This window comes from Labrenzia sp. THAF35 (assembly GCF_009363595.1).
GTDB classification, from domain to species: domain Bacteria; phylum Pseudomonadota; class Alphaproteobacteria; order Rhizobiales; family Stappiaceae; genus Roseibium; species Roseibium algicola.
Window position 1 is genome coordinate 1,992,050 of sequence record NZ_CP045380.1, and the last position, 24,651, is coordinate 2,016,700.

21 protein-coding genes are annotated in these 24,651 nt (G+C 61.0%); 9 read left to right on the forward strand and 12 right to left on the reverse strand.

The window, feature by feature from the left end:
• Positions 1 to 2: 2 nt before the first annotated feature.
• The 6 genes from FIU93_RS09215 to FIU93_RS09240 form a co-directional block, all read right to left on the reverse strand.
• Positions 3 to 809, reverse strand: a complete 807-nt coding sequence (locus FIU93_RS09215; RefSeq protein ID WP_055661540.1) for an ATP-binding cassette domain-containing protein — start codon at positions 807 to 809, stop codon at positions 3 to 5.
• 95 nt (positions 810 to 904) lie between these two features.
• Positions 905 to 1,957, reverse strand: a complete 1,053-nt coding sequence (locus FIU93_RS09220; protein WP_152505425.1) for a sugar ABC transporter substrate-binding protein — start codon at positions 1,955 to 1,957, stop codon at positions 905 to 907.
• A 399-nt stretch (positions 1,958 to 2,356) separates the two neighbouring features.
• Positions 2,357 to 3,454 (reverse strand): LacI family DNA-binding transcriptional regulator, encoded by a 1,098-nt coding sequence (locus FIU93_RS09225; protein WP_152505426.1) that lies wholly within the window; start codon positions 3,452 to 3,454, stop codon positions 2,357 to 2,359.
• Between the two features lie 186 nt (positions 3,455 to 3,640).
• Complete coding sequence (locus FIU93_RS09230; RefSeq protein WP_062486836.1) at positions 3,641 to 4,438, reverse strand: substrate-binding domain-containing protein; 798 nt, start codon at positions 4,436 to 4,438, stop codon at positions 3,641 to 3,643.
• A gap of 154 nt (positions 4,439 to 4,592) precedes the next feature.
• Positions 4,593 to 5,357 carry an anti-sigma factor gene (locus FIU93_RS09235; RefSeq protein WP_152505427.1) on the reverse strand — a complete coding sequence of 255 codons (765 nt, stop codon included), beginning with the start codon at positions 5,355 to 5,357 and terminating at the stop codon, positions 4,593 to 4,595.
• Complete coding sequence (locus FIU93_RS09240; protein ID WP_051990203.1) at positions 5,354 to 5,863, reverse strand: sigma-70 family RNA polymerase sigma factor; 510 nt, start codon at positions 5,861 to 5,863, stop codon at positions 5,354 to 5,356. Before FIU93_RS09240 ends, FIU93_RS09235 begins: the two co-directional genes overlap by 4 nt.
• 171 nt (positions 5,864 to 6,034) lie before the next feature.
• Between FIU93_RS09240 and FIU93_RS09245 the strand changes: the two genes are divergently transcribed.
• The 3 genes from FIU93_RS09245 to FIU93_RS09255 all read left to right on the forward strand — a co-directional run bounded on the left by FIU93_RS09245 (position 6,035) and on the right by FIU93_RS09255 (position 7,827).
• Positions 6,035 to 6,466 (forward strand): nuclear transport factor 2 family protein, encoded by a 432-nt coding sequence (locus FIU93_RS09245; RefSeq protein WP_152505429.1) that lies wholly within the window; start codon positions 6,035 to 6,037, stop codon positions 6,464 to 6,466.
• 216 nt (positions 6,467 to 6,682) lie between these two features.
• Positions 6,683 to 7,078, forward strand: coding sequence for a Rid family hydrolase (locus tag FIU93_RS09250; RefSeq protein ID WP_062486840.1), 396 nt, complete (start codon positions 6,683 to 6,685; stop codon positions 7,076 to 7,078).
• Between the two features lie 65 nt (positions 7,079 to 7,143).
• Positions 7,144 to 7,827, forward strand: coding sequence for a YafY family protein (locus FIU93_RS09255; protein WP_152505430.1), 684 nt, complete (start codon positions 7,144 to 7,146; stop codon positions 7,825 to 7,827).
• Between the two features lie 55 nt (positions 7,828 to 7,882).
• On the opposite strand, the gene FIU93_RS09260 is transcribed toward FIU93_RS09255, so the two are convergent.
• Positions 7,883 to 10,258, reverse strand: coding sequence for a DUF2309 domain-containing protein (locus tag FIU93_RS09260; protein ID WP_152505431.1), 2,376 nt, complete (start codon positions 10,256 to 10,258; stop codon positions 7,883 to 7,885).
• A gap of 15 nt (positions 10,259 to 10,273) precedes the next feature.
• Positions 10,274 to 11,836, reverse strand: a complete 1,563-nt coding sequence (locus FIU93_RS09265; RefSeq protein ID WP_152505432.1) for a proton-conducting transporter membrane subunit — start codon at positions 11,834 to 11,836, stop codon at positions 10,274 to 10,276.
• Positions 11,837 to 11,935: 99 nt separating this feature from the next.
• Between FIU93_RS09265 and FIU93_RS09270 the strand changes: the two genes are divergently transcribed.
• The gene (locus FIU93_RS09270; RefSeq protein WP_152505433.1) at positions 11,936 to 12,826 is read left to right on the forward strand and encodes a LysR family transcriptional regulator; all 891 of its coding nucleotides are present in this window, start codon (positions 11,936 to 11,938) and stop codon (positions 12,824 to 12,826) included.
• A 50-nt stretch (positions 12,827 to 12,876) separates the two neighbouring features.
• On the opposite strand, the gene FIU93_RS09275 is transcribed toward FIU93_RS09270, so the two are convergent.
• Genes FIU93_RS09275 through FIU93_RS09285 form a run of 3 tightly spaced genes read right to left on the reverse strand, consistent with a single transcriptional unit; the run spans position 12,877 to position 18,648 of the window.
• A complete protein-coding gene (locus FIU93_RS09275; protein WP_062486847.1) occupies positions 12,877 to 14,382 on the reverse strand; it encodes an efflux transporter outer membrane subunit in 1,506 nt (501 codons plus the stop codon).
• A gap of 10 nt (positions 14,383 to 14,392) precedes the next feature.
• Positions 14,393 to 17,530 carry an efflux RND transporter permease subunit gene (locus FIU93_RS09280; protein ID WP_152505434.1) on the reverse strand — a complete coding sequence of 1,046 codons (3,138 nt, stop codon included), beginning with the start codon at positions 17,528 to 17,530 and terminating at the stop codon, positions 14,393 to 14,395.
• Positions 17,530 to 18,648: an efflux RND transporter periplasmic adaptor subunit gene (locus FIU93_RS09285; protein WP_205838739.1), complete on the reverse strand. Its 1,119-nt coding sequence runs from the start codon at positions 18,646 to 18,648 to the stop codon at positions 17,530 to 17,532. Before FIU93_RS09285 ends, FIU93_RS09280 begins: the two co-directional genes overlap by 1 nt.
• A 283-nt stretch (positions 18,649 to 18,931) precedes the next feature.
• On the opposite strand from FIU93_RS09285, the gene FIU93_RS09290 reads away from it, so the two are divergent.
• Positions 18,932 to 19,588: a TetR/AcrR family transcriptional regulator gene (locus tag FIU93_RS09290; RefSeq protein ID WP_075283610.1), complete on the forward strand. Its 657-nt coding sequence runs from the start codon at positions 18,932 to 18,934 to the stop codon at positions 19,586 to 19,588.
• A gap of 18 nt (positions 19,589 to 19,606) precedes the next feature.
• Here FIU93_RS09290 and FIU93_RS09295 read toward each other — a convergent pair whose 3' ends face one another.
• Positions 19,607 to 20,749 (reverse strand): patatin-like phospholipase family protein, encoded by a 1,143-nt coding sequence (locus FIU93_RS09295; RefSeq protein ID WP_152505435.1) that lies wholly within the window; start codon positions 20,747 to 20,749, stop codon positions 19,607 to 19,609.
• A gap of 390 nt (positions 20,750 to 21,139) precedes the next feature.
• On the opposite strand from FIU93_RS09295, the gene FIU93_RS09300 reads away from it, so the two are divergent.
• From FIU93_RS09300 to FIU93_RS09315, 4 genes are all read left to right on the forward strand, one after another.
• A complete protein-coding gene (locus tag FIU93_RS09300) occupies positions 21,140 to 22,504 on the forward strand; it encodes an MBL fold metallo-hydrolase (RefSeq protein ID WP_286202417.1) in 1,365 nt (454 codons plus the stop codon).
• 161 nt (positions 22,505 to 22,665) lie between these two features.
• Positions 22,666 to 23,613: a glycine betaine ABC transporter substrate-binding protein gene (locus FIU93_RS09305; protein WP_286202418.1), complete on the forward strand. Its 948-nt coding sequence runs from the start codon at positions 22,666 to 22,668 to the stop codon at positions 23,611 to 23,613.
• Positions 23,610 to 24,290 carry a L,D-transpeptidase gene (locus tag FIU93_RS09310; protein WP_023000133.1) on the forward strand — a complete coding sequence of 227 codons (681 nt, stop codon included), beginning with the start codon at positions 23,610 to 23,612 and terminating at the stop codon, positions 24,288 to 24,290. Before FIU93_RS09305 ends, FIU93_RS09310 begins: the two co-directional genes overlap by 4 nt.
• A 32-nt stretch (positions 24,291 to 24,322) precedes the next feature.
• A complete protein-coding gene (locus FIU93_RS09315; protein WP_152505437.1) occupies positions 24,323 to 24,649 on the forward strand; it encodes a hypothetical protein in 327 nt (108 codons plus the stop codon).
• Positions 24,650 to 24,651 lie beyond the last annotated feature (2 nt).

Sequence of the window (24,651 nt, forward strand, 5' to 3'; positions counted from 1 at the left end):
GTTTATGCCGTGGCGCCTGCGGCCGCCCGTTTGCTGGCGCGGCGGGTGACGGCATTGTCGGTTGCGCCGGTAATGGCTCCGACCAGTTCCTCGTTGGACGATTGCGGCGAGAACACACCGTTGTTGCGGCCAAGCCGCAGCACCACGATGCGGTCTGCGACCGCGCGCACGTCTTCCATGTTGTGGGAAATCATGATGACGCCGAGGCCCTTGTCGCGGACCCGCTCCACCAGGTTGAGCACTTCCGCCGTCTGGGCAACGCCAAGGGCGGCGGTGGGTTCGTCCAGCATGATGATCTTCGGGTTGAGCAGCAGGGATCGGGCAATGGCGACGGTCTGGCGCTGGCCGCCGGACAGCGATGCGATCGGTTCGCGCACGCTTGGAATGCGGGCCGCCAGCTCGTTGAGCAGCTCCCAGGAGCGGACTTCCATGGCCACTTCATCCAGATGCCAGGGACTGCGTTCCTGGCCCAGGAAGATGTTGGCAACGACGTCGAGGTTCTCGCACAGGGCGAGATCCTGGAACACGGTTGCGATGCCAAGGTGCAGGGCGTCGCTCGGCCCGTGCATCGTCACCGGCTTGCCTTCGAAGTGAATGGTGCCGGAAGTCGGCGCGTGAACGCCGGAGAGCACCTTGATGAGGGTCGATTTTCCGGCGCCGTTGTCACCGACAAGGGCAACGACTTCACCTGGATGGACGTCCAGCTCGATATCGGTCAATGCCGACACCGCGCCGAAGTTCTTCGAAATGCCCTTGAGGCTCAGGATCGGCTGCCGATCCGTGGCGGATTGGGGAGAAGTGGCGGTCATCTTGTCCGGCTCATGGTTTTCTGGGTCCTCTGGATGGCCGCCCGGCCTTCCGGGTGTCGACCCTTGGGGTCGGGCGGCCTGCTTGGGAGGAGGAGTTATTGGATGCCGAGTTCCTTGCAGCCTTCGGCATAGCGGCCCGTGCACAGTTCCTCAGCCGTCTGGATGCCCATGTCGATGATCTCTTCCTTCAGGTTCTCGCGCGTGACCACGGCCGGAACGAACAGCTCGGAAGGTGTTTCGTAGAGCGTTGTCTTGGCTTCCGGCGTTTCCCCGTTCAGGAACTGCACGGCAACCTTGGCAGCCGCCGCGGCAACGATTTCAGAAGGCTTGGAGATCGTGTTGTACTGGTCGCCGGCGATGATCAGCTGCAGGGCCGCGATGGTGGCATCGTTGCCGGTTACAGGCGGAAGCGGGTCGACGCCGGCAGCCTTCAGGGCGGCAATGGCGCCGCCGCCGGTGCCGTCATTGGCCGCTACGATGCCGACGATCTGATCGCCGAAGCGGGTGATCTGGCCGCTGGCCCATTCCTGGGCTTTGGGCGGTGCCCAGTCCGGCGTGTCGAATTCGGCCAGCGTCTCGTACTTGCCGGTGGCGATACCTGCATGAATACCGTCCTTGATCAAGCCGGCAGCGGCATCGGTGGGCGAGCCGTTGATCTGCAGCAGGCCGCCTGCCTCCGGTGAGATGCCCTGTTCTTCCAGATGGCGCACCAGGGACTCGGCGATTGCCTTGCCGATGCCTTCATTGTCGAAGGAGACATAGTAGTCGGCGGTCTTGTCCGGGATCGGGCGATCGTAGGCGATCACTTTCACGCCCTGGCTCTGGGCAAGGGCGACGAGTGAGGCGGCCGCGCTGGAATCCACCGGATCAAGCACAATCACCTTGGCGCCCTGTGTCAGAACGGAGTTGAACTGCTGCTGCTGGCGCGCCACGTCTGCATCCGCGTTCTGGTAGATGACGGTGCAATCCTGGCAAAGCTTCTCCATTTCCGCCTTGAAGCCCGGGAAATCATGTTCCTCGTAGCGGGTTGATGCCTGGTCTGGCATCAGGAATGCGACGGTGCCGGATGCAGCCTGGACAGCGGTTCCCTGCAGCAGGGCGGCGGCAACGATGGCCACGCCGGCAAGTTTCTTGTTCATCGGGTTCATTTCAGTTTCCTCCATCAATAAAACGGTCCGTCGGCCCCGTTCTCGGGTGCGCTCAAGACCGGTTGGTTTCCTGAAAGACCACTGCTAATCTTGGCCGAGCATGATCGAGTCCGCGCAGAAACCCTGACGCCTTAGCCGGTGCAACGGCACGGGGCGTCTTTACGGGTTTCGGCGGATGAGAGGATCTACCTGCCGCATCGGTTAGTGGGTATTTCAGGACGATCTTGCCGACGCGCGGGGTTGCTCACCGCACTCCGCGCGTTTCTCGTCCGGATCAACGGGACTGATAGCGTTTGAGTGTCCGTTGATCCTGAAGTCCGATTTTCCTCCTCTTCCTCCCATGTGTCCGTGCGGTCTTTGCCGCCTGTCTGCCGTCGTGCCCTGTTTTGGCGGATGGCATCAGTGGATCTTCTTTTCCTGCCCTTCCGCCGAGGCGCTGTCCCTCGGTGCCGGGGTGTGTGTTTGCGAATGCATGTCTTCGCCTGCTTCGAGATCTCGCACCGAGGCACGGACGATCAGGCTCGCGTTCAGCACTGTCGGTGTAACGGGTGCCTTGCTGTCACCCTCGATCCGCTGCAGCAGCCGGCGCCAGGCGGTTTCCGCGATTTTGTCGACCGGCTGTCGGATGGCCGTCAGTCCGGTGTTGCGGGCGGACATCCAGGCATAGTCGTCAAACGCGACGACAGACGCGCGGCTCGGGATGTCGATCCGGTGTTCGGCGAGGGCCGACAACACGCTGAGTGTCGTGACGTTGGTAAGCGCGATGATTGCTTCCGGCAGGGGATTGCGTTCCATCCAGTCCAGGAGCGTTCTGGTGCCTGCGGTGATATCGGAACCCAGATTGAGAATGGTCGGCCGTTTGCCGGTTTGCGCCTCGATGATGGCGGCAGCCCCTTCCGTTCTTTCCAGAATCGGAGGGTGATCCTGGTCGGAAACGCCGATTGCAATGTTCTGGTGGCCACGCTCCAGCAGATGCCTTGCGGCAATCTCGCCTGCCTCGCGGTTGTCGATGGTCACCGTATCGGCAATTGCCCCTTCTGCAGCAACACGGTCGACCAGAACCATCGGCAAGGTGGATCTTGCTTCCTTCAGTTCCGGCGGCATGGTGCTTGAGCAGGGCACGGCAATCAGCCCTTCCGGCCGCCATGCGAGCAACGCCTTCAGACGTGAGGATTCAACCGCGCGGTCGTTGTGTGAGCTGGCGACGATCACGTCGTAACCTTCCGCTGATGCGGCGGTTTCCAGTCTGGAGACGATGGTGGCAAAAAAGGTGTCGGTGAGGTCGGGGACAATTACCGCGATGATACGGGTTCGGCCCGAGCGCAGCTGGGAAGCGGCCCGGTCGAGCTGGTAACCGAGTTCGCGCGCAGCCTTGTGCACGCTCTCCTTCAGCTCGTCGTTGACCGGTTTGCGCCCGGAAAAGACGTTCGATACCGTCGCGATCGACACGCCCGCAAGAGCGGCGACTTCCTTGATGGACGGTTTTTTCCGGGACATCTGCCAGCGCCTCCCAACGCTGTTAAACGTTTTACAGTTAAACGTTTAACAGTGCGGGTTGAGGTTGGCAAGCGGAAAAATGGGAAAGGTAGGCTCAGCGGGTTTCGGAAAGGCGTTGCATCCCCCTCTGCGCGCCCTGGGAGGCATGGGCGCGGAGGGGGCTTGGCAAAAGGCGAAAGCGCGGTGTTAGCGCTTCCAACCCTCGGTTTTCATCAGGACCGCGGCTTCCGGGGTCTGGAGGAAGTCCAGAAAAGCCTTGGCTTGCGGGTCGGCGTCGGGGGAGAGCACGACGTTGACATCGCGCCAGATACGGCGGTTTTCGTCCAGTTCGACAAGGCTCAGAACGTCCGGGTTGTTGATAGGCCAGTTCGGCCAGGTGATCCAGGCATCGGCCTCAAGGTCCTTGAAGGCCCGGAAACTGGCACCGGAGCCTTTTTCAAATGCGACGATGTTCGATCTGAACGCCGATACGTCACCGAGATTTCCGGTCCTTCCGGCGATGTCTTCCCAGACACCTGTGCCGGATGTGTTGGCGACACCGGCACCCTCGGTCACGACGATCTTGATCCCGTCCTTGAGCAGGTCTTCAAAGCCCTCGATCTTTTTCGGATTGTCTGCGCGCACGGCGATGATGGCGGGCCGGATATAGATTGGCTGAACCTGGGAAGAGTCAAAATTGCCATAGGTTTCCAGAAACGCCGTCATCGATTGTTCGGATGTGCCCCAGAGGATATCGGCATCCGCCTGGGCTTTTGCGGACCAAGTGGTTTCCGGGCCGGCCGTGATTTCGACCTTGTTGCCGGTTTTTTCTTCAAAGGCCTTTGCAACTTTCTGGAACGCCGTGTGCGGGCCGCCCGCACCATAAAGCCTGACAACTCCGTCGGCGGGGCGGTGTTTGATGGATGGATCGGCGAGTGTGCTTTCCTGGGCGAGTGCAGGGCCGGCGCAAACCAGCAGCGCGAGAGCACAAAGGGAGGTTTTCATATCGGAATTCCTGAATTCTGTTGGCTTGTGACGCATGCGCGCCGGAGGCGGTCTTGCGCCGCCCCCGCACCTGACTACGCCGGCCGGCTGCCTGGTCTTCCCAAGGGCGGGGTCACGAAAGCGCGAGGTCTCTTTCAGAATGATCTGGCGACTTTCAGTTCGATTGTTGCGCCGGGTCGAGCTGGGTCTGGATGAGGTGGGCAAGGTTCAAAAGCTGTGAGCGCGGCATGTCGCCTGTCACCGCGTAGGTGAACCCGGTGTCGCTCCAGAAGAACGCCTGTTCAGTGCCGGATTCCGCGAACTGGAATTTCGGTTCACCGTCGACCCCGCGGCGCAGATAGACGGTCACCCGGTTGCCGTCCGCATCGTCATACATGAGCTGTGCTGCCGGATCCGCCCCGCTGGGCAGCAGGCGTCCGCCCATCAGCGTCAGTCCGGCAACCCGCAGATCGGGAATGCGGAACGGATGGTTCAGCCGATTGCCGAGCCAGGTTGCCAGATGCCGCTGGTCGCTGGCTGCCACCTCGACCGGATGGGCAACCTCAACGGTGAATGTTCGGTGAGCCGTCAGGGCATCGGTCAGGAAGGGCTGATGCGCTGGCAGGCTTGCATCCGGTTTCAGGGACCAGCCGGCAAAGACACCAACCAGCAGGGCCGCAGCGATGGAGGCGGCCATGCGAGCGCGCGGCAGCCATCTGCCCCCTGAAGGCGCGGTCAGGCCGGGAGGTTCTGCAGTGACGCGGGAATAGGCTGTCTTCAGGTTTGCCGAGATCCGGCGGTCCGCCTCAACCCGGGCGGCAGCTTCCGGATTGTCTCTGAGATAGGTTTCGACCTCGCGTCTGCGGTCCGCAGGCAGCTCGTCGTCGACGTATCGAACGAGGTCTTCCTCCCGGATGGGAGGCACCGTCTGGGAATTCATGTCACGCTCCTTAGATGGGGACGCTCGGAGGCGCGGGGGTCTTCTCTCAGTCTGGCACGGGCGCGGCTGATGCGCGACATGATGGTTCCTTCGGCAACGTTCAGGATTGCGGCGGCTTCTGCATAGGTAAAGCCTTCCACGCCGACCAGGAACAGTGCTTCGCGCTGGTCTTCGGGCAAGGCCAGCATGCGGTTCAGCAGATGCTTGAGCTCGGCGCTGTCCTGCTGCGAGGCGGGCGCCTGAAGCTGGTTTTCCAGATCGTCCAGGTCGATATGGTTCGAATGGCGCCGCAAGCGCCGCCAGCGACTGACGTGAAGATTGCGCATCATACGGAAGAGCCACGGCCGCAGTGGTACAGACGACCGACGAAGGCTCCATTTGCGCAAGGCCCGTTCCAGGCAGTCCTGCACAAGGTCTTCCGCTTCCGCCTGGTCGCAGGTCAGCGTTACCGCGTATCGATGCAGCGCCGGCGTCTCCCTGAGCAGGTTTTGGGTTTTGTCGGGCAAGAGCTCTTCCTCGTGGACACTACTGACACCAACGCCTGTTCTGCGCGAATTATTCCGTCGCCGGCAAAAAAGATATTTCGGCTCCTTCGGGAAGGAAAACACCGCCACCTGCGTGGACAGCACCGGATGCGGCCGATCGCATCTGGAACAGTGAACGAATGGAGATCTGAAATGAAGCCGATCAGTCAATTTGCCGCTACTGCCTTCGCAGGTACGGTTCTGTTTGCATCCGCAGCCCTGGCCGGGCCGGGTGAAGACCTGGCACGTACCCATTTCAACAACATCGCAACCGGCAAGGTCGATGCCCTCAAGGCGTCCTATTCCGAAAAAGCCGTGCTGGAATGGGTCGGTGGCCCGTTGGATGGAGTCTATACCGGTGCTGCAGACATAGGCACGGTCTGGACCAAGTTCACAGGGGCGCAGGGCAAGCTGAAGGTCGATGTCTCGAATGTTCAGGAAAACGCAAATCCAGCTGGCGTGACGGTGACCGCCAATGTGCGCTTTTCCGGCAAGAACACGATCCCGGTCCGCTACGTCCTGACCTATCGGAGCGACAAACTGGCAAGCGAAGTCTGGCAGATCGACCCCAAGCTCGCGAAGTAAGCCGGCATTTCCCTGCCTGCTGTTCCCGCTTGCATGGCAGGGGAAACCGGCGCGCAAGCATCCTGCGTTTGCAAGAACGCAGGATGTCTTTTTGCTCTGGGCAAGGCCAAGGTTCTGCAAAATCTGGCCCAGGTAAGATCACTCCTCTCACCACGGTGACAGGAGGCCTGTGGTTGATAGGCGTTCTCTTGTTTTGGAAGATCGAAAGGACGCCCCATGAACAGAACTCCCGTCAATCCCTGGCCCTGGTCGCTCAGGCTCGGCTACAATCAGGCCGAAATTGTTGAAGGCATGGGCAGGCAGCTGATCTGCGCCGGACAGACCGCTGTCGACGGGGAGGGAAATCCTCAGCATGCCGCGGATATGCGCGGTCAGATCGAGCTTTCACTGAACAACCTGGAAGCCGTACTGGCCGAAGCGCGGATGACCCTGGCCAACGTCATTCAGGTCAAGGTCTACACAACGGATGTGGACGAGGCCCTGAAGAACTTCGACGTCCTGGGAGCGCGGTTCGGCCGTCTTGACGCTGCGCCGCCAATGACACTACTTGGCGTGAGCCGGCTTGCGCTTCCTCCTCTCATGTTCGAGATCGAAGCGACCGCTGCCGACTGAGGCCCGACACCTGAAAGCAGTCTCGAAGCGGCTGCATCCGGTTTTCTGGAGCGTGAGGAAACGGAATGCGACGCGCGGAAAGACTGTTTCGGATCATCAACGAGATGCGGACCCGCGACGTAATCCGGGGCGCAGAACTTGCCGAACGGTTCGAAGTCAGCCTCAGCACAATTTACCGGGACATCGCCCACCTTCAGGCGTCCGGCCTTCCCATCGAAGGGGAGGCCGGCATCGGCTATCTGCTGCGTCCGGGCTTCGATCTGCCCAACATGACGTTTACCCATGATCAGGTCGATGCGCTGGCGATCGGCCTTTCCTTTGTGGAGCGCACGGGCGACCCGGCGCTGGCATCGGCGGCACATGAAGTGCGTGCCATGATCCAGGCCGGCATGCCGGATCCCGATAAACGCAAGCTGGCCGACGCGCCGTATTTCAGCCTGCAGATCAAGAACAGCGCCCCACCGACCGTCAGTCTGATCCGCGAGGCCATCCGGATGCAGCTCGTTGTCGACATCTGTTACGAGGATGTTGATGGAAAGCCGACGGAGCGCAGCGTCCGACCGCTTGTCATCTGGAACATGACAGATGGGTGGATGTTCAGTGCGTGGTGCGAAATGCGGCAGGCCTTCCGCACCTTCCGTTTCGATCGTGTCGTAAGACTGAGTGTCACAAGCACGGTTTTCGAGGACGACGAGACAAGAGGGCTGCGTGCTTTCCTGGCAACCGAGCCTTGCGAGGAAGAGGGATAGCCGGAGCTCCGTACCGGTCCAGCGACCACCGGCCACTGGACCTGCCCTTTCAGGTTCAGGCAGCCTGGCGGTTCATCTCTTCCTCTGCCCAGGAACCATCCGGCTGGTAGCGCGCGGCCATACGTCCGTTCCGAAGCGTGAACAGATGCAGCCAGCCGTTTTCGAAAAGGTTCCGAACATCCGGGTGCGCATCCAGAATGGCAGATATTGCCTCTTCGGGGGCTTCGACCAGAACCGACAACCGGAGAGGGGTATGCATCCCTTTCTCGCCATCATGCAGTGCCTGTGCAGGTAGGCCGGGCCGCAGGCGCCCGCCGTTGCCTTCCACGACGCCAATGCCGCCAACCACATTGTGGATGAGTTTGTTGCCGCCACCGAAGACATCCGGCGCGACTGAAGAGCCATAGTATTGAAGGCTGATCCAGCTCGCCACGACCACCGGGGCGGTGAGGATGAGTTCAAGCGCCTTGAAGTCCTCGTCCGTCTGCCAGTCGTAGCTGTGAAGGAAGGCCCGGCCTTCCAGATTGGCCTTCGATGTCAGATGCCTGGGGGCAGCGATGAACGCGGCACAGTCTGCAAGTCCCCACTCCGGCCTGATTTCGGCCCAGTTGAATGCTCTGGCAGCAATGGAGGCAGCCGTGCCCGGCAAGCGCAAGGCGCGCTCGGCCCGTGCCTCGGCTCCCGCCCGTTTCAACCATTTTTGCAGAAGGTCGAATTCATCCACCGGGCCGGATTGGTCCTTGTCGAACAGGGTGATCTCGTCCGTTGTCGTGTCGTGGAGCGCCGCGACAAACCGGGTGTCGTCAGGAAGGTCGATACCGTGAGCGGCAAGGCCGGAGCGGGTTTCGGCATCGTTCAGCAAGCTTGCAAGCAACCGCGCTGAAACCTCACCTGAATGACCACCGCATGCGCCGCAATGATAGGCGCTTTCATGCGGATTGTTTTTCACATTGGCTCCGTGGCCAACCAGCAGAACCACCTGGGCATGATTGTTCGTGAGGCTCATGGCCTTGAGGACTGCAGCGGCGGTCGCTGATTTCGTCTCGGCATCAAGCGCCGGGTCGAGCCTTGGGGCGGCACTCGTTGAGACCTTTCTTGTAGGGCGGCCGAGAGAATCCTTCACCAGCTTGGTCACATACAGTGGGCCGGCAGCTTCCACATAGGCGAAGGACGAGACAGCGGCCTGGCGGAACCTGTCCAGTGCCCGTATGGCCCGCGCACCGATGCGTGCCGTCTTTTCCTCACCGGGAGAACCGTGGCAAGTTGAGGTCATGGACGGTTTCAGCAAGACCGGCAGGTGATTTTCTTCAACATCGGAGCCGTGGTCTCTGTGAGCAGCAGGAAGACCGAAGAAACCGGCAAACCCGAGTGTTTCGATCGATGGGCTCTGGTTTTCCAGTGCCCGCCGGATGACTTCTGAGCGCACGTCGATGCAAAACGCCGCCTGAAGGGCAGGGCGCTCCCCGGTGTATTTTGTCGGCGCCTTCAGCTGTTGGCCGAGAGATCGCTGGTATGCCCGCTCTGCCGCGTCCTGCAAAATGGCATCGATAACCTGGTCCCGGTCCGGAACAAGAGGTGCGGCATGAAGCTGAAGCGTGGCCTGACATTGGTCGGCGACAGCCGGGAAGCGGTTGAAAAGCGCCTCTTCCCAGATCAACCGGACGGCCAGCAGGTCGCCGAGCGTGCCGTCCGTCGTGCCGTCCTGTTCTGCACGCCACAGCAGCCAGCGTGCATGTTGCGCCCAGCCTCCCAGGTCCATCAGCAGCCGGTGAAACAGGGTTTCGGCAGCCGCAACGCTGATGCCCAGCCGGTCGGTTACCCGCAGGATTGCCTGTTCGGAAGTGTCCGGAGACGTGGTTACATGGGAGCAGAACCCCGTCAGTCCGGCAATTTCGGGTGTCAGGTCACGGCTCGCCCAGGACCGCCAGGCAGCATAAGCGCCCTCACCCGGGGCTGGAGACCAAAGCGCCTGGCCGCGGTCGAAGTAACCGGCGGCCCACAGACCAACGGTTTTTTCGATAACCGACGGCCAGTCGATGCCGGATACAGAAGCTGCGAGTTCGGCAATGGTTGGTACGGCTGCCGGTACCGGTCCATCCATTTGGGCGAATGCCTTGAGCTGCGCGACATCTGCCGGCTTGTTGCCGGCGTTGCTTGCCTCAAGGGCGGCCGTCAGGTCTTCATCCAAGATGTGGCCACAGGCGATCTCGGTGCCGTAGCTGCTTCTGGGCCGGGTCAGGCTGATGCCGCTCGTTCTGGCAAGGCGCGCGGATGCTTCCGCGAGGCCTTCCCCAACCTGGCCGAGGAAGGGATTGACGGCAACGGTTGCGTCCAGCGGAAAAGCGGGCGGGATGGCCCGTATGGCTGACGTGCCTGCCTCGAGGATGCTCGAAACCCGTAGAGAGCTGAATTGGGTGTGCTTGATAAACATCTGAAGTGCCTCGTCTTACTTGGAGTTCGCAACCCGGTATCCGCCGATGAAACGGTCGAGGAGGGCGTTGAGGTAAAGGCCGTTGGCGATGTGAACGCGCAAGCCGGCGGTCGACGGGTGGTGTGACCAGAGCGGAAAAAGCGTCTGCGCAACGGCAACGATGCCGAAGGAAAGCACCGCCAGGACGATCAGTGCCCATTCGAGGGGGCCGGCGACAGGTGCCTGCGGCAGAGCTGCGCCCCACAGAAGGTTGGCAACCTGCTGGAAGCCGAAATAGGCAAAGGCAACGATGACTGCGGCCAGCGAGGTGCGATACGTCAGATCAGCGGGGGCCGCATCTGCAAGACCTTGCGCCACCAGATAGGCCACGCCGAAGATGAGCATTGCTCCGATGGCAAGCGCCTGAGGGGTCTTCGGGCCTGCGATCATCGAGAAGGCGAAGGAGACTATCGCGTAGAGAAACAAGGCGATCGCGAAGGACCGGAGCACGTTGGCAACGCTGGGAATTGCGATCGGGCCGGGGCGCCGCAGCTTGGCCACGGCCAGAACCGCTCCACCCGAGGACAGGAAGGCATGGGCCTTGTAGAGGGAGTGCGCGACCACATGGAGCAGCGCGAGTGGCCAAAGACCGAGACCACACTGCAGCAGCATGAAACCCATCTGGGAAATCGTTGACCAGGCAAGGGCTGTCTTCACCGCGCTTTGGGTCAGCATGACCACTGCCCCGAAGAGAGCGGTCAGGCCACCAAGAGCCACGAGCGTGCCCATGGCACCAGGACTGGCCTGAACCAGATCTGCCGTCCTGATTAGAAGAAACCCGCCGGCGTTGATGATGCCTGCATGAAGCAGGGCGGAAACCGGGGTCGGCGCCTCCATGACTTCCGTCAGCCAACCGTGCAGCGGGAAGGCGGCCGTTTTCAGCACGGCTGCCAACACCAGGAACACCACAGCCAGATGTTCGACGAAGGAGAGATCAGGCCCGACTGTTTCAGAAAGCTGTCCAAGCTGTGCGGTACCGGCGCTTGCCATGAACAGCCCGGCGGCCAGCAGCAGCGAGATGTCACCTGCATGCCAGACAAGCGCGAATTTGGTGGCGGCCCGTTGGGCGGCGGCACGCTGCGGGTAAAACAGCAAAAGCCTGCGCAGGCAGAGGCCGATCCCGGCAAAGCCGAGGACAAGCAGGAACAGGCTGCCCGACTGGACGACCACCAGTACGGCCGCAAGTGCCGTGAGCATCAAGCCGTGGAAGGCCCCTTCTCGCGTTTCGCCGTCGAGGTAGGTCCGGGAGTAACGCATCACCACCCAGCCGATGAAGGCAACCAACAGGGTCATCGTCACGCTGATGGGGTCGAGCCGCACAACAAGCGTAAACGGACCTTCGAACAAGGTTGCTTCCGTTGCTCCCAAGACCAGAAGCTGCACCAGACCGGCAAGGGCAAGCACAAGGGCGATAAATGCACTTGCTTCCGAAGCCTTGGGATAGAGCCCTGGGCGGCGGCCCGGACACATTGTTGAAACGGCCGCTGAAGCCAGCAACAGCACCGGCGCAAGAAGGGGCAGGGGGAACAGGTACGGCATGGGAACCTCACGAACGCTGAAAGACGCCGTGGATATACCGTCTCGTTTTCTTGCAAAAAATTACATATTATAATCGAAATCGTTCTATAATTTGGAAGTATTCTCGTGCTGAACCTTCATCATCTGCGGCTTTTCCGGGCAGTTGCGCGGGATGGAACACTGACGGGGGCTGCCAGGGTGCTTAACCTGTCGCAGTCGGCGCTATCCTCGCAGATCAAGACGCTGGAAGCCTCCCTTGGACACGATCTGTTTGAACGACGCGGACGTGGTCTGGTGCTGACGGAGGCCGGGCGGATCGCCCTTGATCACGCGGAAGCGATCTTTCGGACCGCCGAGGACCTGACGGCGACCCTGCGCAACACGGGCACCGAGCGCAAGGCTTTGCGGGTGGGGGCACTTGCAACGCTTTCGCGAAATTTCCAGATCGGCTTCCTGGAACCCCTGATCGGACGATCGGACGTCGAAGTGGTGCTGCGCTCCGGAGCTCAGGCAGACCTTCTGAGGGCCCTGGAAGCATTGGCGATCGATGTGGTCCTGACGAACCTTGTGCCAGCCCGGGATGCCTCCAGTCCCTATCTCGTACATGGACTTTCCGAACAGCCGGTCAGCCTGATCGGACCCGCAACCGCAGTCGATCTGGCGGGGCTGCCCTTGCCGGAGCTTCTGTATTCGCAGCCGCTGATCCTGCCAACGCCGGAATCGGCCTTGAGGGCATCTTTCGACGCGATGGTCGAGCAACTGGGCGTCGTCACCAAAGTTGCCGCGGAAGCCGACGACATGGCGATGATCCGCTTGCTTGCGCGTGCGCACGCGGGGCTTGCCGTCATTCCGCCGATCGTCGTGAGAGACGAGCTTGCTTCGGGACGGCTGATCGAGCTGGGCAGGCTGGAAGGGCTCAAGGAGGAGTTCTTCGCCGTCACGCTGCACCGGCGCTTCCCGAACCCGCTGGTCGCCGACTTGCTTCAGGCTTTCAAAAACAAGACGGACTGAGCAAGGGTTTCAAGCCTTTGCCCAGTCCGAAACGTGGCGCCGAGGTCGCGTCAGTACGCAACCGACAAATGCGGGCCGGTGTTCTTGTCGACCACTTCCGGCTTGTCGGTTTCAACCTTGCCGGTCCAGCCGCCGCCAAGCGCCTTTTGCAGGGCGATGTAATAGGTGGTCAGGCGGACACGGCTCTGGATGAGCGTGTCTTCGGCGGAGTAGGTCGAGCGTTCAGCGTCGAGGGCATCGAGGAAGCTGGCGGCACCGGTCTGGTAGAGCGATCTGGAAAGCTCGGCGGCCGACTTGTAGCTTTCCGCCGAACGCCGCTGACTAGCGACACGCTTGCGTTCCTGGGTGAAGCCGACAAGAGCGTTCTCAACATCTTCCAGTGCCGTCAGCACCGATGCCTGGTAGGCGAGGAAATACTGATCGCGCTGGGCTTCGGCAATCTCGACGCCTGCCGCCAGTTTGCCTGCATTGAAGATCGGCACGGACAGCGACGGGCCGAAGGCCCAGCTGATCGAGGAATTCTTGCCGAGATCACCAATGTCGGCTGCGGCGGTGCCGATGGAACCTGTCAGGCTGACGGAGGGATAACGCGCTGCCGTTGCCTGACCGATTTTCGCGGTTGCCTCGGCAAGCTGGCGTTCAGCCAGGCGAACGTCCGGGCGGGTCAGCAGGATGCTTGCCGGAATCCCGACAGGGATAGGCAGTTTCGGTGTCGGAATCCGGCTGCTTGCCAGCAACCGGTCGGTAAGGGCTGTCGGCTGTTGACCGGTCAAAACGCTCAGCCGGTGCATGGAAGCGGCAAGAGCTGTCTTCAGGGCCGGAATATTGGCCTCTGTCGACGCCGCCTGACCTTCCGCGTTGGCAACGTCGAGACCGGAGGACGAACCAGCCTGGAACCGCTTGCGGATGAGATCGGCCGAGGACTGCTGCGATTTCGCGGTGTCCTGCGCCAGTTTCAGCCGCTGCTGAAAGCCGCGCGCTTCGACATAGTTGGTGGCAAGGTCACCAATCAGGGTCAGCAAGCTTGCCCGCAGCTCTTCCTCGGCAGCATCAAGACCGTATTTGGCTGCTTCCTTTGCTCGGCGGTTGGCGCCGAAGATGTCGATCTCCCAGGCGGCATCGAAACCACCGTTCCAGAGCGTGCCGACGCTATCGGACCCACTCGATTTGGAGCGGGTCACGCCGGCCGCACCGTCAAGGCTCGGAAAGAGCGATGAGGAGGCCTGTTTGTAACTGGCCCGAGCTTCACGCACCTTGGCCTTGGCTGTGCGGACATCCAGGTTGTTCTGAACCGCGAGCGAGATCAGGCTGTTGAGCTGGGCATCGCCCAGCTGCGTCCACCAGTTGGCAAGTTGCGGCACGGAGGCAGGCGTTTCGCCTGTCGTGTTGCGCCACTTGCCGGGCACGGAGACATCCGGGCGCTGGTAGTCGGGGCCGACGGAACAGGCACCCAGCAGGGTCGCCGCCATCAGGCCCGCACCCAGCCGCAACCAGGTCTTGCGGCGTTGAGAGGGGACGGCGCAGGCAGAGCCGGTCTCAGGTTTGAAAAGGGTCATCGAAACTCTCTCAATGGGCTTTGCTGCCTGAAGTGTCGGGGGCTGCTTCCTTCGTCTGCTTGCGGCTGAAGATGCGCCGCACGGTGACGAACAGAAGCGGCACGAAGAAGATGCCGAGCACGGTGGAGGCGATCATGCCGCCCATGACGCCGATGCCGATGGAGTTCTGCGCACCCGAACCTGCCCCGGTGGCAATCGCCAGTGGCGTCACACCCAGGATGAAGGCGAAGGACGTCATCAGGATCGGCCGGAGCCGCTGGCGAGCAGCGTCCAGTGTCGCCTGCAGCAGGTCCTTGCCCTGTCGTTGTTGTTCGATGGCGAACTCCACGATCAGGATGGCATTCTTCGCCGCCAGGCCGATGGTCGTCAGCAGGCCGACCTTGAAGTAGACGTCGTTGGTTTGCCCGAAAATCAGGGCCGCCGCCAGGGCGCCGAAGACGCCGATTGGGACCGACAGCATCACCGCGAAGGGTATCGACCAGCTTTCATAAAGGGCGGCAAGGCACAGGAACACGATCAGGATCGAGATCGCATACAGCGATGCGGCCTGATCGCCCGAAAGCCGTTCCTGATAGGAAAGGCCGGTCCATTCATGAACGAAGCCTGCCGGAAGCTGGGCCACGAGCGCATCGATTTCCGCCATCGCGTCACCCGAGCTGATGCCGGGAGCCGCCTGGCCCTGCAGTTCCACGGCCGACGCGCCGTTGAAGCGCTCGAGCCGCGGGGAACCATAGGTCCAGCGCGATGAGGCGAAAGCGCTGAAGGGCACCATGTCGCCATTGGAATTGCGCACGTGCCACAGGTCCAGATCGGACGGCTGCATGCGGAACGGGGCATCGGCCTGCACATACACCGGCTTGATGCGGCCACGGTCCATGAAGTCGTTGACGTAGTCGGACCCCCAGGCAATCGACAGGGTGTCGTTGATGTCCGGGATGCCGAGGTCGAGCAGGCGCGCTTTCTGCGTGTCGATGTCGACCTTGAACTGTGGCTGGTCTTCCTGGCCGTTGGGCCGTGTCGCCGCCAGTTTGCCGGATTGTGCCGCCATGCCCAGCAACTGGTTGCGGACTTCCATCAGCCGGTCATGACCGGCGCCATTGATGTCCTGCAGGTAGAACGAAAAGCCGTTGGTGTTGCCCATGCCCTGAATGGCAGGCGGGGCAAGGGCGAACACACGGGCGTCCTTGAACTGCGAGAAGGCTCCCATGGCACGGCCTGCAACTGCCTGGGCGGCAAGCCGCGGGTCTTCGCGCTCGGTGAAGTCCTTCATGCGGATGAAGGCGAGGCCGACATTCTGTCCCTGACCGCCGAAACCGAAGCCGGCGACGGTGAAGACACTGTCGACCGCATCCGGCTCGTTCTCCATGAAGTGGGTGCGTACCTTGTCGAGCACGGTCAGTGTCCGGCCCTGGGTCGCGCCAACGGGCAGGTTGACCATGGCAATCAGAATGCCCTGGTCTTCCTGCGGCAGGAAGGAGCTTGGCAGGCGATTGAACATCCAGCCCATGGCAACGCCGATTGCGATGAACAGCACAAGGAAGCGCTTGCCACGCTTCAGGATGCCACCATTTGCCGCCCTGTAGCCGTTTGCGCTTGCGTCGAAACCCTTGTTGAACCAGGCGAAGGGACCACGCTTATGGCCGTGGTCACCCTGCTTCAGCATGGTGGCGCACAGCGCAGGCGTCAGGATGAGCGCAACGAATACCGACAGCACCATGGCCGAAACGATGGTGATCGAGAACTGGCGGTAAATGATCCCGACGGAGCCGCCGAAAAACGCCATCGGCACGAAGACGGCGGACAGCACCACCGCAATGCCGATCAAGGCACCGGTGATCTCGTTCATGGATTTGCGGGTTGCCTCGCGTGGTGGCAAACCTTCCTCCGCCATCACGCGTTCGACGTTTTCCACCACGACGATGGCGTCATCCACCAATAGCCCGATGGCGAGCACCATGGCGAACATCGTTAGCGTGTTGATCGAATAGCCGAACAGCGCAAGCACCCCGAAGGTGCCGAGCAGAACCACGGGCACGGCAAGTGTCGGAATGATGGTCGCGCGCAGGTTCTGCAGGAAGAGATACATCACCAGGAACACCAGCACGACTGCTTCCAGCAGTGTGTGGACCACCTTCTCGATGGAGAGCTTCACGAAGGGGGTGGTGTCATAGGGATAGACCACATCGACCCCGGCAGGCAGCGTCGAGGAGAGCCGGTCGATGGTGTCGCGTACCCGTTGGGCGGTGTCGATGGCGTTTGCACCGGTCGCAAGCGAGACCGCAAGGCCGGACGCCGGCATGCCGTTGTAGAAGGCAGAGGTGCTGTAGCTTTCGTTGGCAACTTCTACCCGGGCGACATCGTTGAGGCGAACGACAGAGCCGTCTTCGGAGCTCTTCAGAATGATGTCGCGGAACTGCTGTGCAGTCTGCAGGCGGCTGGAGGCGGTGATGGTCGCGTTGAGCTGCTGACCCTCGGCCTGCGGCAGACCGCCAAGCTGGCCGGCGGAAACCTGGGTGTTCTGGGCCTGGATTGCGGAACTGACATCGCTCGGCATCAGGTTGTATTTCAGCAATTTCGTCGGGTCGAGCCAGATGCGCATGGCATAGCCGGAGCCGAACAGCCGGGTTTCACCGACGCCCTCGACGCGTTTCAGCGTGTCGTTGAGCGTGTTGTCGACATAGTCGGCAATGTCGGTGGAAGTCAGGCGTCCGTCCGTCGAAACGAAGCCGAGCACCATCAGAAAGCCGGAAGTCGACTTGGTGACGGTGATGCCCGTGTTCTGGACGATCTGCGGCAGCTGGCTGGAGACGAGCTGCAGCTTGTTCTGCACCTGCATCTGGGCAACGTCCGGATCCGCCTTGGAGGAGAACGTCAGCGAAATCTGGGCTGAACCGGAGTTCGAAGACGTCGCGGTCATGTAGTCCAGGTAATCGATCCCCGACATGCCCTGTTCGATCACCTTGGTAATCGAGTTTTCGACCGTCGCCGCATCGGCGCCCGGATAATTGGCGCTGATGTTGACGGTGGTCGGTGCAATTTGCGGATATTGCGAAACGGAAAGGGTCGTGATGGCCAGTGCGCCTGCCAGCATCGTGACAATGGCAATGACCCAGGCAAAGATCGGCCTGTCGATGAAGAAAGCTGACATCAGTCGGAGGTCTCACTTGTGTTCGACACCGCCTCACCGCGGCTTTCCACCTCCCCCGTCGCTTCGTCGATGGTCACCAGAGTGCCTGTTGCCTCCTGGCCGGCCCGCACGAACAGCGAGCCTTCAACGATGACCCGGTCTCCCTCCGAGATGCCTTCGTTGACCAGCCAGTTATTGCCGATGTCGCCTTCGACCCTCAGGACGCGCTCTTCCACCTTGCCGTCCTGGTCGAGGAACAATGCCGTCGGTTCGCCTCTGGCGTTGCGCGATACGGCGCGCTGCGGCACGAGGAACGAGTTCTGCGCAATGCCTTCCTCGACGATGGCCTGGACGTACATGCCCGGCAGGAGCAAACGATCGGGGTTCGGGAATTCGGCGCGCAGCGTGTAGGTGCCGGTTGTCGGGTCAACGTGGGCTTCCGAAAATTCCAGCTTGCCGGTTTCGGAGTATTCCTCCCCTGTTTCCAGCAGCAGGCGCACCTGCACGTTATCGCCGGACAACTTGATCCGGCCTTCGCGCACGGCCTTTCGCAGCTTCAGCAGGTTGGTGCTCGACTGGGTGACGTCGACATTGATCGGGTCAAGCTGACGGATGATGGTCAGCGGGGCCGACTGGCTGGCGGTCACCAATGCGCCGACGTTCAGCGTCGAGGCTTCGATGCGACCCGAAATCGGTGCCTTGATGACGGTGTTGTCGAGATTGATCCTCGCAGTCTGCACGCTGGCCTTTGCGGAGGCGATGTCCGCCTTTGCCTGGGCGAGCGCCGCCTTGGCGTCGTCCAGCTCCTGCTTGGCCACGGCGTTCTGCGTGATCAGTTCCTCGTAGCGCTCAACCTTGGTCTGGGCGCTCGGCAGGGCGGCTTCGGCTTTCTGGAGAGCTGCCTGGGCGCTGTCGTGTGCTGCCTTGTAGAGATCGTCCTCGATCCGGTAGAGCACGTCTCCGGCGGTGACCTCCGTGCCTTCCTTGAACAGGCGTTCCTTGATGATGCCGCCGACCTCGGGCCGGACTTCCGCATCCAGGGACGCTGCGATCCTGCCCGAAAGCTTGGCCGTGATCGCGACCGACTCGGGCTCAAGTTCGACAACGCCGACTTCCGGTTTGGGCGCGGCGCCTCGCATCTGCTGGGCCTGAGCAATGCCGGACCCCAGGCTGGTGGAAATCAGGAAAGCGATGAGAAAAGCACGGAACGGCTTCTTCGTAGAGCACAGGTACGCAGTGCTCGAACCGAGAGGGGTACACGTCATTTCCGGGAGGAACCTCTTTGGAAGCGAATGCTGTGGAGTATTAGAAAACTCTCGGGTACCATTATTCGCTTCAAGGTTCCCTCGTCAATCGAATTTCGGTATCAGTTCGTAACGGGGAGGAGACAAAATGAGCTCTTCAAGAACAAAAATTGTGCAAATGGGTTCCTGTCCAGGCGGACTTGATGACTGTAACGAGCAGCGGCAACGCGGACGGCAGAAGGTTCATGACGAGGCGACGCTGAAGGCGCGCGTTGTCGAGGTCGCCTTCGGCACGTTCCAGAAGCATTCCTACAACGGCACGACCATGGCACTGGTCGCCAAGAATGCCGGGATTTCCAAGCGGACGCTTTACGAGTTGTTTCCGTCGAAAATCGAGCTCTTCGCGGAACTCGCGATACGCCACCGTGCCAATCTTCTTGATGTGCCGGCAGGCCGAAAGGCCGAAACCCTTGAAGAAGCTCTGAGGGCGGTCTTCAAGGTTGACCAGAGCGATGAAAAACACAATCAGCAGGCTGCCGAAATGCGTCTGTTCTATGTGGAGGCGGTCGCGAACGAAGAGCTGGGCATGCTTTTGAGGAAACACTGCGGCAGCGAACTGCATGATGTGGTGACTGCCTGGGTGGAGGACGAGGTCGCAAAAGGCCGGATCGTGGTCCAGTCTTCGCGCGACACGGCAAAGTATCTTCTGGATGTCCTCATTGCGGCTCGGCTGTTCCGCCCGAAGACACCCGACATGATCACGGGCCTGTCGGATATTCGCACCTACCTCAATCACACGATCCAGCTCATCCTGAACGGCCTGCTGCCACGCTGACCGTTCAGGAGGGATGCATCAGGATGCCTTGGCCTTGCGAAGAGGGGCGGGATCGGCTCTTTGCAGCCAGTGACCGAGATCCAGCGTCGACCGCTGACCAAGTTCTGCACGGTTCTTTTCAAGAAACTCATCGGCAGCAGTGCGGCCTTCCTCGCGCAGTTCCTCCAGGAACGGCCAGGTGGAGTTGAGTTTGGATTGACCGCTGCGGCCATTCATGCCGGCACCTGCAATCCGGTGGATCCGCAGGTTGGCGACCGGATTGGAAACCGGGCTGGCGGCACGATTGGCGTTGAGGCCTGTCAGGCTCGGCAGGAAACCTTGCCGGGGCGACTGTGTGCCAGCGCCAGCTTGATGTTGCAATTCCGCCAGCAACCGCAGTTCCTTGATCAAAGGCGCATTGAAGGAGATCTCCTTTTCGCGCGCGGCGATCTGCTGGGCATCCTGCGGCAGGGCAGCTCGTTCGGTGGGGCTCGTCTGGACCAGCAACAGATCCGCATCACCCGGCTCCAGAACCAGAGGCATCAGGCTGGGGTTGCCGGTATAGCCGCCGTCCCAGTAATGCTCGCCGTCGATTTCGACCGCGTGAAAGAGGGACGGGAGACAGGCGGATGCCAGAAGCACATCGGTGCTGACGGCGCCGTTGGAAAAGATGCGCGCTTCACCCGAACCGACATGGGTCGCAGTCACATGCAGCGGTATGGCCGAGTGGGCAATGGCGTCGATGTCGATCGTTTCGTCTATGATTTCCCGTAAAGGGTTGAAGCCTGCCGGGTTGAGATCGTAGGGCGACAGGAAGTTCATTCCCGCGCCGAAAAGAAACGGCAGGCTTTCGAAATCTATTCCCAATCCACCGAGCACTGCTCTCGATGTCGTCATGTTGAAGGGGGTAAACCGGCTTCGTTTGGAAACCGTTTTCCAGAAGCCCTCCAGTGACGTTCGCGCTTCTTCGCGCCCGCCTTTCATTAGGCCGGTCAGCAGAGCCGCCGCATTCATCGCGCCGGCGGATGTGCCCGAAAGGGCGTTGATCTCGAGTGTCTCTTCCTCCAGGAGACGGTCCAATACGCCCCAGGTGAAGGCGCCATGGGCACCGCCACCCTGGAGCGCCAGGTTCACACGTGTCCTGCGCGCTCCTTTGGCGCTATGTGAAACAGTATGTTTCAAGGTCCGGGTTCCTTTCCACGAAGTAGTGTCCAGCCCCGAAACGTTTCCTCGTGATATTTTTTGCTTGAGTTTCGTGCCCGGCCGCTGGTGAGCGGATTTCGGCGGTAAACCATTTTACGGCCTGCCGGTGCATCGGAAGACTAAGATATGCTGCAATGCAGCATCTTTCAATGCGTGCACGTGTTTCGACAGGCTTTTACGATGAGAAACGGCAGCCTTCCGCGGGAAAAATACTGCTGCGATGCGATGTTTCGAAGTCTGCGTGACAAAAGGGAGGCTTGCGCAAGTTCCTGATTCCATGTCTGAATTCAGATGCCTTCCCGGAATGCGCGGGCAGGTGATGTCGTTTTGGCTGAAACTTTGTGCAGACGATCGGGAGGATGCAGCGCAATGAGCGTGAAACTGACTTTTCTCGGAGGCGTCGGCACTGTTACAGGTTCGAAATATCTGCTGGAGAAAGACGGCACGCGTGTGCTGGTCGATTGCGGCCTGTTCCAGGGTTACAAGCAATTGCGGCTCAAGAACTGGGCGCCTTTGCCTGTCGATCCGAAAACAATCGACGCGGTCATCCTGACACATGCCCATCTGGATCACTCCGGCTATCTGCCCCTCCTGGTTCGCAACGGCTTCAAGGGCCCGGTTGTCTGCACAAGGGCGACGCGGGATCTGTGCGCGATCCTCCTGCCGGACAGTGGGTTCTTGCAGGAGAAGGACGCGGAATTCGCCAACCGTCACGGGTTCTCGAAGCACCGTCCGGCCCTGCCGCTCTACACGAAAAAGGATGCGGAAGTGTCGCTGGACCGGTTCCGGCCAGTGGACTTCGATGACGTGCATGAAATGCTGGGCGCTTTCAGCGTTACCTTCCGCAAGGCCGGGCATATCCTGGGGGCGGCGATTGTGGAGCTGACCTGGGGTGGCACAAGGATCGTCTTTTCCGGAGACCTCGGGCGCTACGGTGATGCGACGATGTTCGATCCGTCGCCGATCCGCGAGGCGGATTACCTGCTGGTCGAATCCACCTATGGCAACCGCCGGCACGAAAACCTTGATGCCGAGGACATCCTGGCCGAAGCCATTACCAAGACCGCACGGCGCGGTGGCACCGTTGTCATCCCCTCCTTTGCGGTCGGCCGGGCGCAATCACTGCTGTTCCATATACAGAGCCTGAAGGAAGAAGGCCGAATTCCCGACCTGCCGATCTTTCTCGACAGTCCCATGGCCGTCAGCGCCTCCAACATCTATGGCAAACACCCGGACGACCACCGGTTGACGGCGGAAGAATGCGACTGGTCCAACGGGGCGGCGCATTATGTGGCCGATGTGGAAGAATCCAAGGATCTCGATCGCAATCGCATGCCCAAGGTCATCGTTTCGGCCAGCGGCATGGCGACCGGCGGCCGGGTGCTGCATCACCTGAAACACTATGCGCCCGACCATCGCAACATGATCCTGTTCGCGGGCTTTCAGGCGGGGGGGACGAGAGGCGCGGCGATCACGTCCGGTGTGGCAAGTGTCCGGATCCATGGCTCCGACGTGCCGATCCGGGCTGAGGTCGGCAACCTGCACATGCTGTCAGCGCATGCGGATGCGGACGAAATCATGCGGTGGCTGGGAAACTTCGAGCGGCCGCCAAAGATGACCTACATCACGCATGGCGAACCGGATGCCGCCGACGCCCTGCGCTACAGGATCGAGAGCGAGCTGGATTGGCCGTGCTGGCTGCCGGACTACCGGGAAGACGTTGAACTGGAATAACGATCGCCAAGCGCTCCTTCTCCCAGCTTCCGTACAGCAGGAATGAATGCCGGTATCGAAACCTGCAAGGCACTGGAAATAATTGTTTCTGCTATTTGCCGTTGCGTCAGAATTGTCGCAGTGTTTAAGGTAGGGGCCAAGGTGTGTAGGGAGTACTGGCTGTGTGGCGTTCTGTTCTCATGTCCTCGATCATGGCGGTCGCCGCCGTCACGTCTGCCAGGGCCGATGCCGTTGTGATCGGCGTGCCCGCCTGGCCCTCGGCTCAGGTCACCGCCTACATCATCGATGATATTCTCAAAGACCGCCTCGGTGTAGAGACGGAACTGCGTGATCGAGGCACCCTGACGATTCTCTCCGATATAGGCCGGGGCGAGGTCCAGGTACATCCGGAAGTCTGGTTCCCCAACCTGTCTGCAATGGCAGGGCGGTTGAGCGAGGAAAAGCATGTTCTGTCGCTCAGCCCCAAGAGCGTCGCCGCGACGCAGAATATCTGCGCGACACGCGCAACGGTTGAACAAACCGGCATCAAGGCGGTCGCCGACCTCGTGAAGCCCGAGATGGCCGCGCAATTCGACAGTGACGGCGACGGCAAGGGCGAGATCTGGATTGGCGCCCCGAGCTGGTCGTCAACGGAGATCGAAAAGATCAGGGCGCATTCCTACGGCTACGACCAGACAATGACGCTGCTGGAAATGCCGGAAGATGTCGCCATGGCCGCCGTTGATGCGGCCGTGTCCTTCGGCAAGCCCGTGGTCTTCTATTGCTACGGGCCGCACCATGTTTTTGAGCTTCATGACATCGTGAAGCTGGAAGAGCCAGCGTACGACCCGGCGCGCTGGACAATCGTCACCCGCGCCCAGGACAACGACTGGCTGGAAAAGTCACACGCCGACACTGCCTGGGACGCTTCCAGTTTCAAGATTGCGTTTGCGACTTCCCTTGAAAGCGGCATGCCCGAAGTGGCTTCGTTCCTGTCAGCCATGGAACTGACACCGGCCGATGTGACCGGGATGAGCTATGCCGTCGTTGTCGAGGGCAAACCGGCAGAAGATGTTGCAAGGGACTGGATTGCCGCGAATGCGGACAGGATCGGGGAGTGGACCAAATGATCAGGCTGCCGAGCGCATTTCGCACTGTCTTGAACTGGGTGCCGGCCATTGCGGTGCTGGCCTTTGCCGGCGTGGCGCTGGCACAATCCTTCCAGACGCAGATCTACGATCCGACGACACGCAAATGGGTGGACTACACCCCGCGCGCGGCGGCGAAATTCTATAACCGGCATGGCCAGTCGCCTGAAGAATTCCGGCGGCAGGTGGTTCCGTTCCGCACGGCTGAAAAGCCCGGCACCATCATCATCGATGGAGACCGGCACTTCCTTTACCTGGTTCAGCCCAACTTTCAGGCGATCCGATACGGGATTGGCGTGGGCCGCGACGGCTTCGGCTGGGCCGGCATCGTCAAGATCGGGCGCATGCAGGAATGGCCGACCTGGACACCGCCACCGGAAATGATTGCCCGTGATCCTGAATCCGCCCAGTGGGCGGGCGGCATGCCAGGCGGGCCCGACAATCCGCTCGGCGCCCGTGCGATGTATCTTTATATCGGCAACAAGGATTCCATCTACCGCATCCATGGCACCAACCAGCCCTGGACGATCGGTCTCAATATCTCATCGGGCTGTATTCGCCTGAACAACGAGGATGTCGCGGACCTTTACAGCCGCGTGGAAGTTGGCGCGAAGGTGATTGTGCTGATGCAGGGGGCTGCGCTTTACAAGGGCGTCTGAGACCTGTCGGTGAAGGGTGGGAGAAACTTGAAATGAACATCAGGGTATCGAACAGGCTTGCTGCGGGACTGGCTGCCGGGCTTTGTCTTTCCGTCGTCGCGGGTTGCAACACCAGCTCCAACCAGACACCGACCGCCGGTGCCGTGCGTTCGTCAGGCGAAACCGCACCAACCGACCTGCAACTGCTTTGTGCCTCGAAGGCCGCCGAAGAGCTGCAGGTTACCGGCGGCAATGTTCTGCCCGTCAGCTCCATGCCTTCGGGCGAAAACGCCTATCAGGTCAACCTGACCTTCGATGGCGGGCAGGCCGTTTGCGTCATTGACGAAGCCGGCACCGTTCAGTCGATCAATCGCGTTTAAGG

Coding starts and splice junctions, on each gene's coding strand:
- FIU93_RS09285 (WP_205838739.1), bottom strand. CDS start 18,648: ATGCGAGGCGCCGCGCCCAAACCGGAAGTCGGCGTTGTCGAACTTGAG.
- FIU93_RS09265 (WP_152505432.1), bottom strand. CDS start 11,836: ATGCCGTACCTGTTCCCCCTGCCCCTTCTTGCGCCGGTGCTGTTGCTG.
- FIU93_RS09220 (WP_152505425.1), bottom strand. CDS start 1,957: ATGAACCCGATGAACAAGAAACTTGCCGGCGTGGCCATCGTTGCCGCC.
- FIU93_RS09225 (WP_152505426.1), bottom strand. CDS start 3,454: ATGTCCCGGAAAAAACCGTCCATCAAGGAAGTCGCCGCTCTTGCGGGC.
- FIU93_RS09315 (WP_152505437.1), top strand. CDS start 24,323: ATGAACATCAGGGTATCGAACAGGCTTGCTGCGGGACTGGCTGCCGGG.
- FIU93_RS09255 (WP_152505430.1), top strand. CDS start 7,144: ATGCGACGCGCGGAAAGACTGTTTCGGATCATCAACGAGATGCGGACC.
- FIU93_RS09215 (WP_055661540.1), bottom strand. CDS start 809: ATGACCGCCACTTCTCCCCAATCCGCCACGGATCGGCAGCCGATCCTG.
- FIU93_RS09260 (WP_152505431.1), bottom strand. CDS start 10,258: ATGTTTATCAAGCACACCCAATTCAGCTCTCTACGGGTTTCGAGCATC.
- FIU93_RS09290 (WP_075283610.1), top strand. CDS start 18,932: ATGGGTTCCTGTCCAGGCGGACTTGATGACTGTAACGAGCAGCGGCAA.
- FIU93_RS09235 (WP_152505427.1), bottom strand. CDS start 5,357: ATGAATTCCCAGACGGTGCCTCCCATCCGGGAGGAAGACCTCGTTCGA.
- FIU93_RS09310 (WP_023000133.1), top strand. CDS start 23,610: ATGATCAGGCTGCCGAGCGCATTTCGCACTGTCTTGAACTGGGTGCCG.
- FIU93_RS09300 (WP_286202417.1), top strand. CDS start 21,140: ATGAGCGTGAAACTGACTTTTCTCGGAGGCGTCGGCACTGTTACAGGT.
- FIU93_RS09280 (WP_152505434.1), bottom strand. CDS start 17,530: ATGTCAGCTTTCTTCATCGACAGGCCGATCTTTGCCTGGGTCATTGCC.
- FIU93_RS09275 (WP_062486847.1), bottom strand. CDS start 14,382: ATGACCCTTTTCAAACCTGAGACCGGCTCTGCCTGCGCCGTCCCCTCT.
- FIU93_RS09245 (WP_152505429.1), top strand. CDS start 6,035: ATGAAGCCGATCAGTCAATTTGCCGCTACTGCCTTCGCAGGTACGGTT.
- FIU93_RS09250 (WP_062486840.1), top strand. CDS start 6,683: ATGAACAGAACTCCCGTCAATCCCTGGCCCTGGTCGCTCAGGCTCGGC.
- FIU93_RS09230 (WP_062486836.1), bottom strand. CDS start 4,438: ATGAAAACCTCCCTTTGTGCTCTCGCGCTGCTGGTTTGCGCCGGCCCT.